The sequence below is a fragment of the Marinoscillum furvescens DSM 4134 genome, assembly GCF_003386095.1.
Classification (GTDB): domain Bacteria; phylum Bacteroidota; class Bacteroidia; order Cytophagales; family Cyclobacteriaceae; genus Marinoscillum; species Marinoscillum furvescens.
On the sequence record NZ_QREG01000001.1, the window covers coordinates 300,079 to 315,667 of the forward strand.

The following is a 15,589-nucleotide window of genomic DNA, read 5'->3' on the forward strand; positions in this document are numbered from 1 at the left end:
ATGGATTAATTTTGCAAGCAGATATGACCGTAGTTCCGTACAAAGATAAGCAGGGCAGCAAGAAACAGCAGGTTGCCTCCATGTTTGACAACATTAGTGGCAAATATGATTTCCTCAATCACTTTTTAAGCCTGGGAATAGACATTCTATGGCGCAAAAAGGCCATCCGTCAGCTCAAGAAAGACCACCCCAAGCAGATTCTGGACATAGCTACTGGCACTGGAGACTTTGCCATAGAGGCTCTGGCCCTCAACCCTGACAAAGTCACAGGGGTAGATATCTCCGAAGGCATGCTGGCCGTGGGCCGTGAGAAGATGAAGCGAAAAGGAATGGATGATCGTATAGAGCTACTCTCTGGCGACTCAGAGGCACTGCAGTTTGAAGACAATAAATTCGACGCTGTGATCGTTTCTTTTGGCGTGAGAAACTTCGAAAATCTAGAAAAGGGTCTGGCGGACATGCAACGTGTCATTCGTCCGGGTGGAAAGGTCGTGATTCTGGAGTTTAGCAAACCGAAATCGTTCCCATTCAAGCAGTTATACAATTTTTATTTTAAATGGGTTTTGCCTAAAATAGGCAATACAATATCCAAGGATCAGGCTGCTTATACTTATCTACCCGAATCTGTACGGCAGTTTCCAGATGGCGAGAGTTTCTTACAAATTTTAGAAAAGGTCGGTTTTAAAAACACTCAATGCAAACCACTCACCCTCGGAATAAGCTCTATTTATATAGGTACCAAATAATCGTTTTCCTCCTCCTGACGGCCATGGCACTGCCCGGGCAGGCTCAAAATGACCCAAAGGAAAACCTGGGAGACTATGATGCACAGTGGATCCACTACGGATTTCTGATGGGCATACACAACTCCCGCTACCGCATCCAGTACTCAGACGACTTTGCGAGGCCTGAAATGGACTCGCTCCACTCTGTGGTACCGGGACACCTGCCCGGCTGGAAGGTGGGTTTTGTAGTAGACATGAACCTACTCCAATACCTTAGCTTTAGGGTGCTACCCACCGTGGGGTTTTATGAGCAAGACCTGACGTACCGCTATACCGATGGTACCAGCCATAGAGAACTGAAAGACGCCACTCTGGTGGAGCTACCACTAATGCTCAAATACAAATCTGCCCGAAGAGGCAATATCGCTATGTACGTCACTGGTGGCATAAGCCCGGCACTGGAGGCCTCAGGAAAGGGCGATGAACTAGACACCAGAGAACGACTGGAGCTACGCAACTGGAATGCCTCTATAGATGCTGGCGTAGGCTTTGACTTGTATTTTCCGCTATTTAAGTTTTCACCAGAGGTGCGCTATTCATGGGGATTGAGAAACATGCTCACCGATGATGTAAACAGCTATGACCAGCCGCTAAAAAAACTGACGTATCAGAACATTTCATTTTACATCACCTTTGAGGGAGGTCCCTCCTACCTAAAAAACAACCAACGCAAAAAGAAAAAGCGATGAGCAAGCCCATAGCACTCATTTCCGGAGCCACCAGTGGCATAGGAAAAGCCACAGCCAACCTGCTGGCCGCTCACTATCGGCTAATCATTTGTGGACGCAGAGCAGACAGGCTGCAAGAATTACAAAGCAACCTTCCTACTGATGTAAAAACGCTGAGCTTCGATGTACGGGATCAGGCTGCCGTTTTTGCTGCGATCGATGGACTACCCGAAGAATGGAAAGCAATAGACCTGCTCATCAACAATGCGGGGAATGCTCATGGGCTGAGTTTTATTCATGAAGGTGATATTGCAGATTGGGATGCTATGATCGACATCAATGTGAAAGGGTTGCTCTATGTAAGCAAAGCTGTACTCCCTCACATGATCGCTAATAAATCTGGCCACATCATCAACATAGGCTCCATAGCGGGCGTAGATGTGTACCCAAAAGGAAACGTGTACAACGCCTCCAAGCATGCGGTGGACGCTATCAGCAAAGGCATGCGCCAGGATTTGCACACACATGGCATCAAAGTATCTGAAGTAAAACCCGGACTGGTGAACACCGAATTTTCGGAGGTTCGTTTTAAGGGTGACAAAACCAAAGCAGACAAAGTATACGAAGGCTTCACACCACTGAGTGCGGAAGATATAGCGGACACCATCCGATATATTGCTTTGGCTCCAGCCCATGTAAATATCGCAGATGTGCTCATACTACCTACCGCTCAGGCTACATCCACCATGGTGCACAAGAAAGCCTGACTCTGTGCTTGTCAATGCCGCAGGTATCGTTAGGTTTGTAGAAACAACATTACCCTAACCCACTCAACTTTGTATGAAACAAATACTTGTGCTAGGAGCTGGCAGGTCTTCTACTGCCTTGATTTCCTACTTACTCGAAAACGCCACCAATGAGCATTGGTCTGTAACCATCGGCGAAAAGGACTTGCAGCTCGCCCAGCAAAAATTCCCCGAAGCAGCTTGTGTAGCGTTTGACATTTACAATACTGAATCTAGCACCACACAAATCAAAAAAATGGACCTGGTCATCAGCATGCTACCTGCAAGCTTACATGTGCATGTAGCCAAAATCTGTGCCCAGGAAGGCAAACACTTACTTACGGCATCTTACCTGGCCGATGATATCAAAACCCTCAGCGGGGAATTTGAAAAGCGAGGAGCGGCTTGTATCATGGAGCTGGGGCTAGACCCAGGCATCGATCACATGTCCGCCATGCAGGTGCTGGACCGCATTAAAAGCGAAGGTCATGAGCTCGTTGGATTTGAGACCTTTACAGGCGGACTTTTAGCCGAAGACACCCATCAGTCCAATCCCTGGCAATACAAGTTTACCTGGAATCCGCGAAACATCGTAATGGCCGGAACGGGCACGGTAAAATTCATCCAGGAAGGCAGGTATAAATACATTCCCTATCATCGGTTGTTTGACCGCACAGAGGTAATCTATATTCCCGGGCATGGGTATTTTGAAGGCTATGCCAACAGAGACTCATTAAAATATCAGGACCTCTATGGCTTGCGCGGCATTCGCACGCTCTATCGTGGCACGCTTAGAAGGCCGGGATTTTGCAAAGCCTGGAACATCTTCGTACAGCTAGGCGCCACTGATGACTCTTATGAAATGGAAAATGTGAGCCAGCTCACCCATCGCCAGTTCATCAATTCTTTTTTGCGATATAACCCTCACGACTCTGTAGAGCTCAAGCTGGCTCATTATGTAAACATCGGCATGGAGTCTGAGGAGATGTATAAGCTGCAATGGCTCGGCTTGTTTACCGATGAGCCCGTGGGGCTCTCAAAAGGCACTCCTGCCCAAATCCTTGAGCATATTCTCAAGAAAAAATGGTCGCTTGATCCCTCAGACCGGGACATGATCGTGATGTGGCACAAGTTTAACTACCTGGAAAACGGTGAACCTCGCGAAATTCAGTCCAACATGATCGCAGTAGGAGATGACAGTGTAAACACCGCTATGGCGAAAACAGTAGGGTTGCCGCTGGGCATTGCCGCCAAACTACTACTTCAAGGCAAAATCAACCTCAGTGGTGTGCACATACCTACCAAAAAGGAATTGTACGAACCCATCCTTGCCGAGTTGGATGCTATGGGTTTTGAGTTTTCTGAGCGAAAAATGGAGGAATCGATTCAGTAGGAATGCTGTGGTAGCGTGTCTGGAATAAACAGCACGCTCCATTTATAAATGCAAATAATAATCCTTTAGCAGGGCTACAAAGTCCATGGTATATCCACCAGTGGGAGATTTGATGTGCAAGGCCGCCTGGTGCATCGGGCGGTTGGCTTTGGAAAGACCAACAATAGTTCGCAGTTTTTTAGAGCCGGGACTATTGTAAATATCCAGTCTGGCGCACACGAAAAACCCCTGCTGCACGGCCAGCTCAGCAAAGCGCAATGCTTCGCGCTCTGGATAAAGTACAAAAGCCGTACCTGTACTGGACAGCAGCCGGCTGATGGCGGTAAGTAGGTCCGTTTGACTTAAAGAGCTATCATGTCGGGCGAGGTTGATAGCCTCCTGCGGTGAGCGCAGAGAGTCGTTAAAAAATGGTGGGTTAGAGATGATTAGCTCAAAAGCATCTGCAAAAACCTGATCCTGAACAGGACCTTCGTGTAATACCAATCGATCGTTCCATGGACTGGCCTCAAAATTTTGACGAGCCTGCTCTGCAGCTGTCGCATCCAGTTCTACAGCATGCACTTCCACATCTGGCAGTTTCTGGGCCACCATGAGGCTGAGCAGCCCCGTACCTGCGCCTATGTCTAGCACATTGCCACTGCCCACCGCTACCTTACTAACCCACGCTCCGAGGACACACCCTTCGGTAGTAACCTTCATAGCTGTACCCCCCTGCTCTATCCTAAACTGTTTGAACTGAAAATAAGAATTTGGCATGGTCAGACATCTGCTTTTACAATGGCAAAGCTAGAATAGCCAGACGGAAATCAAAGGCACAAGTCAAACACCACAAAAATCTAGGTGTTTACCACAAAAATTAGACTCACTTCCTTCCTTTATACATTTTTACTCTTTGGACTTTCGGTTCCAAACCAATGTCAAACAGTCTGTCGAAGCAAGTGCATTCACTATTGGTTGAACCTATTGCTTTGACCATCAAATCACCGCTAACTATGGCCAGCCGAATTTTCGGCTGGCTTCTTTTAAGTCACTCGCTATGATCCGCCTATTTACCGCACCCGTTTTCCTGTTTTTTTGTGTTCTGCTGTTTGGGCAAAATCCAAAGCTGACAATCAATCAAACAGGTGTCCCTCCCATCCACAACTTCAAAGGTGTGGACTATGGTGGATTTGATCAGGTGTGGGACATAGCCCAAGACGACCGTGGCCTCATTTACCTGGCCGCTTCTTATGGCATTCACGAGTACGATGGAGAAACCTGGCGCACCCTTTTCAGAGACAGAAAGTATATCCCGAGAAGGTTTAAAAAGAACAACCAAGGCAGAATATATGTCTCTGGTGTAAACGTAGCAGGGTATTTGGCACCTGACAGCTCTGGCCATATGGCATACCATGCGTTTCAAGACCTACTTCCCAAAGACACCAATATTGGCGCCATGAACACCATCGAAATAATAGGTACTAAGGTGTACTTCTTTGGCATCACAGAGATCTACAGCTATGATGAAGTCCGCAACGAACTGACCATCCTCAAGGAAGATGGCAGAAACTTCACGAGCTTTACGCTAAACGAACAACCGTATTTTTTTCAGGAAAATAAAGGTCTTTGTACGATAGTAGATGAACAAATACAGCTTGCACCTCACCGCGCACCGTTTGAAAAAATACGAATGGCTGATTTTGTAAAAATGCCTGACAGCACAATCATAGGAGTAAATGCCAGTAGTCATGAGCTGATTCTCTACCAATCTGACACTTCTTACACAATCCCATACGGTGGAGATCCATTTTTTAAAGACAAGCTACCGTACCGCATCACCCGTCTGAGCAAAGATTATTTTGCTATCAACTATCTAACAGGAGGCGTACGTATAGTTGACAATGACTGGAACACCATCTTGCACCTCAACGAGCAAAATGGCCTCTGTGAAGGTACTTTTCAGTCCTTTTTGGATGCAGAAAACAACCTGTGGGTAGGTTCTAACATGGGTTGTTTTGTCATTGACCTGGAGTCTTCAATTACGTATTACAACGCACAACACAATGTTTCTGGCTATGTGGTCTCAGCGGCAGAAGATGAAAACTACCTCTATTTTGGTTCTACCACAGGTATCCACAGATGTTTGAGACCTGAGAGGTCATCCCTAAAAAATGCGTCCGATATTAAGTTTGAAAAAATAGCAGGCTCTGACATTTATGTGGACGACATGGTACCGGGGGGCTCCACTATTCTGGCTCGAGGCTATCAGTCTATTGGGCAGGTCATCGACAATCAATATGAGATTTTATATACCGGGAGAGTGGGAGCAAGCCTTTTTCTTACGCTAGACAGTGGCAAAGTGGCCATAACCACCGGTAATGCTGGCGAAAGTCTGGAAGTATTTCGTGATACGGGCAAAAGCTGGAAACATACCAACACCCTGAAGCATGATGACTTGCCCATTCAGACTTTTGACTTGCAATACAACACCCAAAACGATAGGATTTGGGCTATTGGGCACCACTCACTCTATAGCTTTCAGCTATCACCAGCCTATGATAGCATCTATGACATCAGAATTCACGGAACCCAAGATGGCCTCCCTACAGATGATATTGAGTTTTTAGAGGTTGTCGCGAGCCTTGTTTACCATCATCCAAGTGGCACTTTTTATGAATATCAGCCTTCATCGAAGCAGTTTCAGCCGTATGCCACCCTTCCAGCAGAAATCAAAAAAACCAGCGACCCTAGAAGTCATCGACTAGCTTATGGAATAATCAAATACTACAGTCCAAATAAAGACTTCATCACCTATGACGTCACCAATAAAAAAGTTCTATCTATCCAAAAAATGGGTCAGGTATTGCCTGCAGAGAGTGTGCCGCTTCATGCCACTGCCGCTGGTGAACTCATCATTGGGGCTTCAGAAAGCATAGGGATAATAGCTCCTGAGCAACAAAACCATACTGCCATTCGGTTTCCTGCCACCATCCGGAGAATCACCCTTACGGCGGGCACAGACAGTGTAGTATTTAGTGGCATGCACCAAACATCTTCTGGCAATTGGGGCTTCGAGCAGGAGGCGGACCTTATGCTAAACCCGCACCAAAACAACCTAAGAATTCAATATGCGTGCCCTTATTACAAAAACCCGGCAAAACGCTCCTACAGCACCCAACTGCTGGGATTTGACAGTGACTGGTCCGAATGGACACAAAAAACCGAAAAGGAATACACCAACCTTCCGGCCGGGAGTTATTCATTTTTGGTGAAAGCAAAAAATGGCTTTGGTGAAGAAAGCAAAGTAGGCAGGTACAATTTCACCATCACTCCCCCCTGGCACCAAACAGCCTGGGCTTATGGGTTTTACACGTTGCTTTTTGGTGGATTTATCTACGGCCTGATTCACCTCAATGGCCGCAGGCTCAAGGCTGAAAATGTAAGACTAGAAGGCATTATTTCTGAGCGTACCTCCGAAATACTGGAACAAAAAACCACCATAGAAAAAGCCTTGCAGGAGCGTGAATCGCTCCTGAAAGAGATTCACCACCGGGTAAAAAACAACCTCCAGATCATCGCCAGCCTCCTCTACCTTCAGTCTGGGATATTTGAAAATGCGGACTTCAAGAAAGTACTGGAAGAGGGACAAGGGCGAGTGAGATCTATGGCACTCATCCACCAAAAGCTCTACGAAAACGAAGACCTCAAAAGCATCCCCTTTGGCGAGTACCTCGACCAACTATTAGGAGAAATCAAAGCTTCTTTTGGAGCTCAGGCTAGCAATATAGAAGTGGAAGTGGAATCCGAAAACATTTATTTTGATGTGGAAATGGCCGTACCTCTGGGGCTGATCGTCAATGAGCTTGCCACCAACGCCTTCAAATATGCATTTCACGAGCACGAACAGGGCAGGTTTAGCATCTCGCTCCAGCGAAAAAGTGCTGACAAATTTGTCTTGCAAATAAGCGATAATGGCCGTGGGCTTCCCGAGGAGATTGATATCAGAAAAACCAAATCACTAGGTCTGCGCCTGGTCAAAATGCTCAGCACACAATTGGAAGGGGATTTTAAGATCGAATCTAAAGCAGGTACGCACTTCGAACTCGAATTTGCAGCCTAACATTCATTTACCCCAAGAAGCACGCTCTTCACTTTTACGGAAACCTCCACCATGAACAATCGGCCACTATTTACCAGAGTGCAACATAGCATAAACCGGCACTATACGGCGCTCTGGAAAAACTACTGCTTCATCGAAAATCATTGAGTTCTTTTGTAATGATCGTTGTAGTTTAGCGTACCACCAACTAAGCTAGAATGTACAAGTACCTATCCATATTGGCTTTTGCCGCCTGTATGGCCTGCGAACCTACCATTCCACCTCATCAAAACAAGCAGGTAGAAGTAGATTCTCTTAACCAGTTTATTCTCAATTACTTTGAGGACAATTTCGGCTATGACCGAGGTGTTTTTCTACAAATAAAAAGCACTGCCGAACAGCTCATCAATGAAGGCTATCAGTCAGCAGAACTGCCTCATCTGGTAAGTTCCGGCCTATTGGCATTTATGAATGTACATCAAATAGAAGCCATTGAGCTCTATCTGGAGGCACTGGCAGTAGCCGAAAAGTATGACCATACCCTTTACATTGGCACGTTGCATCAGGAGATCGCCAAAATACACTTTGGCATGCGCAGCTTTGAAAAAGCCCTAAACTACGAAACAGAAGCTTCCAAAATTTGGGAGGAATTAGGCCTATCTAAGCGTACTGGCCACAGCCTAAACTACCAGGGCATGATGTACAACGAATTAGGGGACACCGAACGTGCCATTAGACACTACACTCGCGCACTACGGATCTTCGAATCCATCAATGACCCCTCCAGCATCCTCCCGACCCTGGACCAAATAGCCAAAGCACACCTAAAAGCTAACCGACCCGACAGCAGCATTTATTTTTTCCAACGTGCCTATGAGCATTCGCTACAGCTACCAGAGTTTTGGCAAATGAAAGCCCTACAGGGACTCGGGCAGGGATACATGCGCACCAACAACAATGAAGAAGCTAAAAAATATTTAACGCAGGGACTAGCCATAGCTGAACGGCTGAATGACGTAGAAGCGGCTTTTTTCCTCATGGATCTGGGCAAGATCCTGGCCGAAGAAAACAAAAATGACGAAGCCCTTCCCTATCTGGAAGCGTCGCTACGCACCTTCGACACACACCAGATCACTCATTACCAGAGCTATTTGCATGAATTACTTGCCCCCATCTATGAAGCCAAGGGGGATTTTGTGGCCGCCTATCAAAGCCTCAAAAAGTTTATCCCGCTCAATGACTCCATAGCAGCGAAAAATAACAAAGAGCACATGGCCCGGCTCACAGCAGAGTACGAATCAGAAAAAAAAGACATCCGCATCGATCTGCAGGAAACTGAGATCAAGTCTCAAAACCAAATTCAATATGCACTGCTTGGCGGGCTGGGGGCTTTGCTTTGCATCACTGGGCTCATTACAAAATACTACCTCGAAAAACGAGAATCCAACCAAAAAATCGAACAGCAAAACGCGATCATTTCCAAATCTCTGGAAGAGCGCGAGTCGCTGCTCAAAGAGATCCACCATCGCGTAAAAAACAACCTGCAGATCATCGCCAGTCTGCTATACCTGCAGTCAGGTAAGTTTGAAAACGAAGATTTTAAGAAAGTACTGGAAGATGGCCAGGGACGTGTACGATCTATGGCACTAATTCACCAAAAACTGTACGAAAATGAAGACCTCAAGAGCATTCCCTTTGGTGAATACCTCAATGAACTGCTCACGGAAATCAAACATTCGTTTGGATCCGATGGAGACAAGGTAAACTTACAGGTAGAGGCAGAGGACATTCACTTTGATGTGGAAGTGGCGGTGCCGCTCGGCCTCATCGTCAATGAGCTGGCCACCAACGCCTTTAAATATGCCTTTGCAGACAAAGATTCGGGCGTATTTTCGATTTCCCTGAAAAAGCAGGGAGAGGAGTTTGTACTGCGCATAGCAGATAATGGCAAAGGACTTCCTGAAGAAATAGATATTCGAAAAACACGCTCACTGGGGCTGCGCCTCGTCAATATGCTGAGCAATCAATTGGAAGGCTCCTTCGAGATCCATGCCAAAAAAGGCACCGAGTTTAAGCTAAATTTTGCCGCATGATGCTGTTCACCCCAGATACTCTGGCATTCGCCACAATAATTCTGATTTTAAATAGTCAGTCACAATATTTGTCTAAAGGCAGAATGGGGCTGGCTGGGCAAGGCCTGGCTGGCCATTTACCTACTCAAAACAGGTCGTAATATGGAAGCACTCAAAGTACTAATTGTAGAAGATGAGATGATCATCGCCGAATCCATATCCGACATGCTGTCAGAGTTGGGTTACGAAGTGATGGGGATTTGCATACGTGCCAAACAAGCACTGGAGTTTATCCGCAAAAACCCTCCTGATGTGGCCCTTTTTGACATTCAGCTTAAAGGAGAAGAAGACGGAATCTGGTTAGCCAATCAAATCAAAGAAATCCACTCCTTTCCGTTTGTGTTTCTCACATCCTATGGTGACAAAGCCACCATAGACAAAGCGGTAAACACTTCGCCTTATGGCTACTTGATCAAGCCTGTAGAAAAGCAAAACCTGTACGGAACCATCGAAGTTGCCCTGAAGAGGTTTGGGGAAATTCTAAATCAGAACGAAAACGAAGGTTTTGTTATTCGCAATTACTTCTTTGTGAAAGAAAACTACCAGTACGTAAAGATCAATGTTCAGGAAATAGACTTTATCAAGTCTGACGACAACTACCTGGAGATCATGGTGGGCACAAAAAAGCATCTCATTCGCTCCACACTCAAAGATTTTGTAAAGCAACTACCAGCAGATACCTTCCAACGCATCCACAGGTCCTATGCGGTAAATACCGAAAAGGTGAGTTCCTTTTCTAGCACGTCAGTATCACTTGGGGAGCACTCACTGCCTATTTCTAAAAAGTTTTTTGAAGAGCTTTCCACACATTTCAAGACGCTCAGCTAGCACCTTGCTCAAACGCCGCATCCACTTTTAGGTCCAGGCCTTCAGCAGCCTCTACAGCCAGCTGATCGCAGCGTTCATTTTCCGGGTGGCCTGCATGGCCTTTTACCCACTGAAACTTCACCTTGTGCTGGCGGTATATTTTGAGAAATCGCTGCCACAGATCCGGGTTCTTTTTGTTTTTGTAGCCCTTTTTCTCCCAGCCAAAAACCCAGCCTTTCTCTACTGCATCCACCACATATTTGGAGTCTGAGTATACCAGCACTTCCCAGCCTGGCTTTTTGATAGCCTCCAGGGCTTTGATCACAGCGAGCAGCTCCATGCGATTATTGGTCGTATTTCTAAAACCCTCCGATAGCTCTTTTCGGCGCCCCTGAAAATCCAATATAGCACCATATCCCCCAGGGCCGGGGTTGCCTTTCGCTGCTCCGTCTGTATATATTTTGATCATTTACTGCAGTAAGTGTGTTTTCACAATCTTGATAGCTATCGAAAGCAAGATAATACCAAATACCTTTCTAAGCACGTTGAATCCCGCCGCACCGATCTTTCGCTCCAGCCAGTTGGAAGACTTCAATACCACGTAGACAAACAGGAGATTGAGAATCACGCCTACCAATATATTGGGTGTGGCGTATATAGACTTGAGCGAGATCAGTGTAGTGAGCGTTCCTGCTCCGGCTATCAATGGGAATGCCAGCGGCACAATAGAGGATGAAGACAAGTCCTCATTATCCGACTTGAAAAAGTGGATACCCAACACCATTTCCAGTCCAAGAAAAAACATGATCAGTGCACCAGCTATGGCAAATGACGCCACATCTATTCCAAAGAGTTTCAACAAACCCTCTCCCAAAAACAGGAACAAAATCATCAGTCCACCAGAAGCCAACGTGGCCTTTTCGGACTGTACATGCCCCGCTTTTCTACGCAAATCAATAATGATCGGGACACTCCCCAGAATGTCTATCACCGAAAATAGAATCAGTGAAACCGATAGGATTTCTTTCAAATTGAACAACGCTTGCTAATTTTTTTCCACAAAGCTACGTGGTATTTTGAGCATTGGTTGCGCAAATCTGAAAATCACACAAAATTTTATTTGGCAGTAATGAGAAGATAATTTGGCTACAGGTGTTTGTCCAGAAAACCGATCAGCTTTTCCACCTCACGAGACTTGATCGCAGGAAAGTTGGCAATTCGTATAGTAGATGGTTTCCACGGTCCATAGCCATTGCCCAGTATGATCCCGTACTCTTCAGCCTGACTTTTTAGCACCTCAGGATCGTCCACTTTCAATGCCAACACTGTGCTACTGCGGACTGCCTCATTTTCTACCAGGTGTGACACCCCCGCTTTGGAGCTGATCAATTCCTCATACTGCACCAGCCGTCGGCTCAGCTTTTCAGCGATATAGTCGATGCCTTTGGATGCTTTTTGCGTGCGCATGAGCAAATAAATACTGAGCACATTGGGCGTGTAGACGGTTTGATGCTTTTTGGCATTGTCCAAAATACGCACGAGGCTATTGTAACGATTCCCCTCCCCTATGTTGTAGGCCACTTCCTGAGCTTTGGGCGACAAGATCATCACACCCATACCGGCTGGTAGTCCCAGACATTTTTGCACCGATGCATACCATACATCTGCCAGTGTAAAATCTAGCTTCACTCCTCCCAGAGAAGAGGTAGCATCCACCGCTATCAGCTTGCCAAGGTTTTCTTCTCGCAGCATTTGCAGGCTCTCCTGCCTCACTATGGTGGCGTTAGAGGTTTCATTGTGTGTGACACAAAGCACATCTACATCTTCAGATACATCACCAGTAGGCAGCACTTCATTGATCCCAAAATGCACATTCGTTGTTGGCACAAGCGCAGAAGAATACGAAGCCCATTTCTCACCAAAGGAACCATTATAAAAATGCTGACTCCCTTTTTGCGTAAGCGACTGGGCGATAATCTCCCAGCACTCGGTAGCCGAAGAGGTAAAAACAAGTTCATAGCCCTCCGGTATGCAAAGCTTTTCACTTAAAGTGGATTTGGTTTTTACCATCAGATCCATAAACAACTCGCTCCGATGGTTGGCCGACATCACTCCATCCATGTAAGCTTCGTAGATGTACTCGGTAATATGGGAATACACCCTGCTTGGTCCGGGGTAAAAATTGGCCATTTTCATAGTTCCTGCAAGTATTTCACTGCGAACTCATAGCCTTTCAACCCTAAGCCAGAGATAATCCCTTTGCACTTGGCTCCGGTGTAGGTATGATGACGAAAAGCCTCCCGGGCATGGATATTAGAAATATGAACTTCCACCACTGGCGCAGGTATAGCCGCTATGGCATCCGCCAAAGCCACAGAAGTATGTGTATAGCCTGCCAGGTTTACTACTATGCCATCATATGAAAATCCAACTTCATGCAACTTATCAATCAATGCCCCCTCGTGGTTAGACTGAAAGTAGTGCAACTCCACGTCCGAACATGTCGTTTTCAATTGCTCAAAATAATCCTCAAATGTCTGATGCCCATACACCTCCGGCTCACGTTTGCCTAGCAGGTTTAGATTGGGTCCGTTTATGATAATAATTTGCATAAATTCGCTTTAGAGTGAACTGGAACGTATATATCAAGCAATTTCAAAGCTATCTCAAGCTAGAGCGCTCCCTTGCGGACAACTCCGTGGAAGCCTACATCCGAGACATTACGAAATTAAAGGAGTTTTTCGAAATCAAAAACCGCGAAGTATCTCCTCTCAATGTAACTCAGGCAGACCTTACCGATTTCATCGAATACCTGCTAGAGCTGGGCTTATCCCCTTACTCTCAGGCTCGCATCCTGAGCGGCATTAAGGCTTTTTTTAAATTCTTGCTTTACGAAGACTACCTGGAGGCAGACCCCTCCGAACTGCTCGAAGCCCCAAAAATAGGGAGAAAACTTCCCGATACGCTGGAGTTTCATGAAATAGAAAAGCTACTCACAGCCATAGACCTCTCTACAGACGCAGGGGTACGCAACAGGGCCATGCTGGAAACCCTTTACAGCTCCGGTCTACGCGTATCTGAGCTCATAGAGCTCAAGATCAGTCACATTTACTTTGATGAAGGGTTTATTCGAGTGGTGGGTAAAGGCAGCAAAGAGCGTCTGGTACCCATAGGGCGAGAAGCACTCAAGCATATTCGCCTGTATAAGGACCATGTTCGCAACTTTCAGGACATCAAAAAAGGCTCAGAAGACCATTTGTTTCTAAACCTAAGGGGATCACGCATCTCCAGGATCAGCGTATTTAATATCCTAAAAGACCTGGCTAGAGAAATAGGGCTTGCCAAAAACATAAGCCCACATACCTTTCGCCATAGTTTTGCTACCCACCTAATAGAAGGTGGTGCAGACTTGCGTGCAGTGCAAGAGATGCTCGGACATGAGTCTATCACTACCACCGAGATCTACACGCACCTGGACCGTGACTACCTACGGCAGGTTATTCACGAGTTTCATCCCCGAAGTTAAAAGGAGTATCCTTCAGCCAGGGCTCTTCGAATCTGCTCCATGGCCAATCTTTTTTTACGAATCCTGGCACGCTTCACCTCAAAGTCCTTTTGTGCCAGCCGCAAAACTCCCGCCACCTCCCTCGGGGTTCTTTTAGCGTCTATTATTGTCTTCATTGTTTTCGATTGCTTGCTTACTAAAAATAGTACACACGAAAATTCATTCAGGAAGTGTTTCGTTCAAAGCACTGTCACTACAGTTTAATCCCCCAATCTCGCCGACGGAGCCATTTAGAAATCCACCTCATTTATGCGATTTAAACAGTAGTTTTGCCCAGTTTGTCTTTATATCTAAAATCAGGACTTCATTCATGTATCAACTCGCTAAGAAATTCCTCTTTACCAAACCAGCTGAGGAAGCGCACCATTTCACCACCAAAAACCTTAAAAGAGCTTTTAAACTCCCCTTTGTCAAATCTATTTTCAAATCAATCTATACGGTAAATGACCCCAGACTGGAGCGAGAAGTTTTTGGGCTAAAGTTTAAAAACCCCGTAGGACTGGCCGCAGGCTTTGATAAAAATGCTGACTACATCCATGAATTTGCTGGTCTGGGCTTTGGTTTTATAGAAATAGGCACTATTACCCCAAAGGCACAGCCCGGCAATCCACAACCCAGACTTTTCAGACTACCCGAAGATGAAGCTCTGATCAATCGCATGGGTTTCAATAACAATGGCATGAAGGCTGCTCTAGCCAACCTTAAAAAGCGTCCCAATGGCATCATCGTTGGCGGTAATATTGGCAAAAACAAGATCACTCCAAACGAGGAGGCCACGCTGGATTATCTCAAATGTTTTGACACCCTATATCCGGTAGTGGATTATTTTGTAGTGAATGTAAGCTCCCCTAATACTCCGGGTCTTCGCGAACTCCAGGACAAGGAGCCACTGGAAGCACTTCTAAAAGAACTTCAAAAGGCTAACAAGAAAAAAGCATCTCCAAAACCTATCTTGCTTAAGATCGCTCCAGATCTAACCGACGCTCAGCTCGATGACATCATCGAAATCTCTCACAACATCAACCTGGATGGCATCATAGCTACCAATACCACTATATCTCGTGAAGGTCTGCAAACTACCGACGAAGAGCTGGACCAAATAGGGGCAGGAGGACTAAGTGGAGCACCGGTTTTCGAAAGATCTACCGAAGTGATACAATATTTACGTGCACAAAATCGTGATATACCCATTATAGCCATAGGAGGAATCATGAGCGGCGAGGATGCACTAAAGAAAATCGCTGCTGGAGCCACCCTGGTACAGGTTTACACCGGATTGATTTACAAAGGCCCCGGACTCGTACGAGAAATCAATGAGGCCATCCTCAAAAACGCTTGATGAACGGCACAATCTCCATTACTTTTGTTGGTTAACG

The 15,589-nt window shown here is 46.1% G+C and carries 15 protein-coding genes; 9 read left to right on the forward strand and 6 right to left on the reverse strand.

All coding sequences use genetic code 11. The annotated features are described in order from the left end of the window. The first annotated feature begins 23 nt into the window (after positions 1-23). The 4 genes from ubiE to C7460_RS01340 all read left to right on the forward strand — a co-directional run bounded on the left by ubiE (position 24) and on the right by C7460_RS01340 (position 3,631). A complete protein-coding gene (gene ubiE, locus C7460_RS01325) occupies positions 24-746 on the forward strand; it encodes a bifunctional demethylmenaquinone methyltransferase/2-methoxy-6-polyprenyl-1,4-benzoquinol methylase UbiE (protein WP_115866252.1) in 723 nt (240 codons plus the stop codon). Between the two features lie 23 nt (positions 747-769). After that, positions 770-1,474 (forward strand): type IX secretion/gliding motility protein PorT/SprT, encoded by a 705-nt coding sequence (gene porT / locus C7460_RS01330; protein WP_221409418.1) that lies wholly within the window; start codon positions 770-772, stop codon positions 1,472-1,474. Then, a complete protein-coding gene (locus C7460_RS01335) occupies positions 1,471-2,220 on the forward strand; it encodes an SDR family NAD(P)-dependent oxidoreductase (RefSeq protein ID WP_115866254.1) in 750 nt (249 codons plus the stop codon). Before porT ends, C7460_RS01335 begins: the two co-directional genes overlap by 4 nt. Positions 2,221-2,293: 73 nt before the next feature. Then, positions 2,294-3,631, forward strand: coding sequence for a saccharopine dehydrogenase family protein (locus tag C7460_RS01340; protein ID WP_115866255.1), 1,338 nt, complete (start codon positions 2,294-2,296; stop codon positions 3,629-3,631). Between the two features lie 42 nt (positions 3,632-3,673). Here C7460_RS01340 and C7460_RS01345 read toward each other — a convergent pair whose 3' ends face one another. Beyond that, positions 3,674-4,387 carry a tRNA1(Val) (adenine(37)-N6)-methyltransferase gene (locus C7460_RS01345; RefSeq protein ID WP_115866256.1) on the reverse strand — a complete coding sequence of 238 codons (714 nt, stop codon included), beginning with the start codon at positions 4,385-4,387 and terminating at the stop codon, positions 3,674-3,676. A gap of 280 nt (positions 4,388-4,667) precedes the next feature. On the opposite strand from C7460_RS01345, the gene C7460_RS01350 reads away from it, so the two are divergent. From C7460_RS01350 to C7460_RS01360, 3 genes are all read left to right on the forward strand, one after another. After that, positions 4,668-7,730 (forward strand): histidine kinase dimerization/phosphoacceptor domain -containing protein, encoded by a 3,063-nt coding sequence (locus tag C7460_RS01350; protein WP_115866257.1) that lies wholly within the window; start codon positions 4,668-4,670, stop codon positions 7,728-7,730. A 197-nt stretch (positions 7,731-7,927) separates the two neighbouring features. Next, positions 7,928-9,802, forward strand: a complete 1,875-nt coding sequence (locus C7460_RS01355; RefSeq protein WP_115866258.1) for a histidine kinase dimerization/phosphoacceptor domain -containing protein — start codon at positions 7,928-7,930, stop codon at positions 9,800-9,802. Positions 9,803-9,943: 141 nt separating this feature from the next. Continuing rightward, complete coding sequence (locus tag C7460_RS01360; RefSeq protein WP_115866259.1) at positions 9,944-10,669, forward strand: LytR/AlgR family response regulator transcription factor; 726 nt, start codon at positions 9,944-9,946, stop codon at positions 10,667-10,669. Here the strand turns inward: C7460_RS01360 and rnhA are convergent. From rnhA to aroQ, 4 genes are all read right to left on the reverse strand, one after another. After that, entirely contained in the window at positions 10,662-11,117 is a 456-nt protein-coding gene (rnhA, locus tag C7460_RS01365) for a ribonuclease HI (RefSeq protein ID WP_115866260.1), read from the reverse strand. The two genes, C7460_RS01360 and rnhA, sit on opposite strands and share 8 nt — an antisense overlap. Beyond that, positions 11,118-11,687: a MarC family protein gene (locus tag C7460_RS01370; RefSeq protein WP_115866261.1), complete on the reverse strand. Its 570-nt coding sequence runs from the start codon at positions 11,685-11,687 to the stop codon at positions 11,118-11,120. It abuts the gene before it with no gap. A gap of 107 nt (positions 11,688-11,794) precedes the next feature. Beyond that, positions 11,795-12,838: an aminotransferase class V-fold PLP-dependent enzyme gene (locus tag C7460_RS01375; protein ID WP_245986128.1), complete on the reverse strand. Its 1,044-nt coding sequence runs from the start codon at positions 12,836-12,838 to the stop codon at positions 11,795-11,797. 2 nt (positions 12,839-12,840) lie between these two features. Then, complete coding sequence (gene aroQ, locus C7460_RS01380; protein WP_115866263.1) at positions 12,841-13,260, reverse strand: type II 3-dehydroquinate dehydratase; 420 nt, start codon at positions 13,258-13,260, stop codon at positions 12,841-12,843. Positions 13,261-13,274: 14 nt separating this feature from the next. On the opposite strand from aroQ, the gene xerD reads away from it, so the two are divergent. Beyond that, on the forward strand, positions 13,275-14,174 hold the full coding sequence (gene xerD, locus C7460_RS01385; protein ID WP_115866264.1) for a site-specific tyrosine recombinase XerD: 900 nt from the start codon (positions 13,275-13,277) through the stop codon (positions 14,172-14,174). On the opposite strand, the gene C7460_RS23595 is transcribed toward xerD, so the two are convergent. After that, entirely contained in the window at positions 14,171-14,329 is a 159-nt protein-coding gene (locus tag C7460_RS23595) for a hypothetical protein (RefSeq protein ID WP_170147846.1), read from the reverse strand. The genes xerD and C7460_RS23595 overlap by 4 nt on opposite strands. A gap of 194 nt (positions 14,330-14,523) precedes the next feature. Here C7460_RS23595 and C7460_RS01390 point away from each other — a divergent pair, with 194 nt between their 5' ends. Then, entirely contained in the window at positions 14,524-15,552 is a 1,029-nt protein-coding gene (locus C7460_RS01390) for a quinone-dependent dihydroorotate dehydrogenase (protein ID WP_115866265.1), read from the forward strand. The last annotated feature ends 37 nt before the right edge of the window (positions 15,553-15,589 follow it).

What these genes read in the sequence shown, in the direction of transcription:
- ubiE (WP_115866252.1), top strand. Translation starts at nt 24, where the DNA reads ATGACCGTAGTTCCGTACAAAGATAAGCAGGGCAGCAAGAAACAGCAG.
- porT (WP_221409418.1), top strand. Translation starts at nt 770, where the DNA reads ATGGCACTGCCCGGGCAGGCTCAAAATGACCCAAAGGAAAACCTGGGA.
- C7460_RS01335 (WP_115866254.1), top strand. Translation starts at nt 1,471, where the DNA reads ATGAGCAAGCCCATAGCACTCATTTCCGGAGCCACCAGTGGCATAGGA.
- C7460_RS01340 (WP_115866255.1), top strand. Translation starts at nt 2,294, where the DNA reads ATGAAACAAATACTTGTGCTAGGAGCTGGCAGGTCTTCTACTGCCTTG.
- C7460_RS01345 (WP_115866256.1), bottom strand. Translation starts at nt 4,387, where the DNA reads ATGCCAAATTCTTATTTTCAGTTCAAACAGTTTAGGATAGAGCAGGGG.
- C7460_RS01350 (WP_115866257.1), top strand. Translation starts at nt 4,668, where the DNA reads ATGATCCGCCTATTTACCGCACCCGTTTTCCTGTTTTTTTGTGTTCTG.
- C7460_RS01355 (WP_115866258.1), top strand. Translation starts at nt 7,928, where the DNA reads ATGTACAAGTACCTATCCATATTGGCTTTTGCCGCCTGTATGGCCTGC.
- C7460_RS01360 (WP_115866259.1), top strand. Translation starts at nt 9,944, where the DNA reads ATGGAAGCACTCAAAGTACTAATTGTAGAAGATGAGATGATCATCGCC.
- rnhA (WP_115866260.1), bottom strand. Translation starts at nt 11,117, where the DNA reads ATGATCAAAATATATACAGACGGAGCAGCGAAAGGCAACCCCGGCCCT.
- C7460_RS01375 (WP_245986128.1), bottom strand. Translation starts at nt 12,838, where the DNA reads ATGGCCAATTTTTACCCCGGACCAAGCAGGGTGTATTCCCATATTACC.
- aroQ (WP_115866263.1), bottom strand. Translation starts at nt 13,260, where the DNA reads ATGCAAATTATTATCATAAACGGACCCAATCTAAACCTGCTAGGCAAA.
- C7460_RS23595 (WP_170147846.1), bottom strand. Translation starts at nt 14,329, where the DNA reads ATGAAGACAATAATAGACGCTAAAAGAACCCCGAGGGAGGTGGCGGGA.
- C7460_RS01390 (WP_115866265.1), top strand. Translation starts at nt 14,524, where the DNA reads ATGTATCAACTCGCTAAGAAATTCCTCTTTACCAAACCAGCTGAGGAA.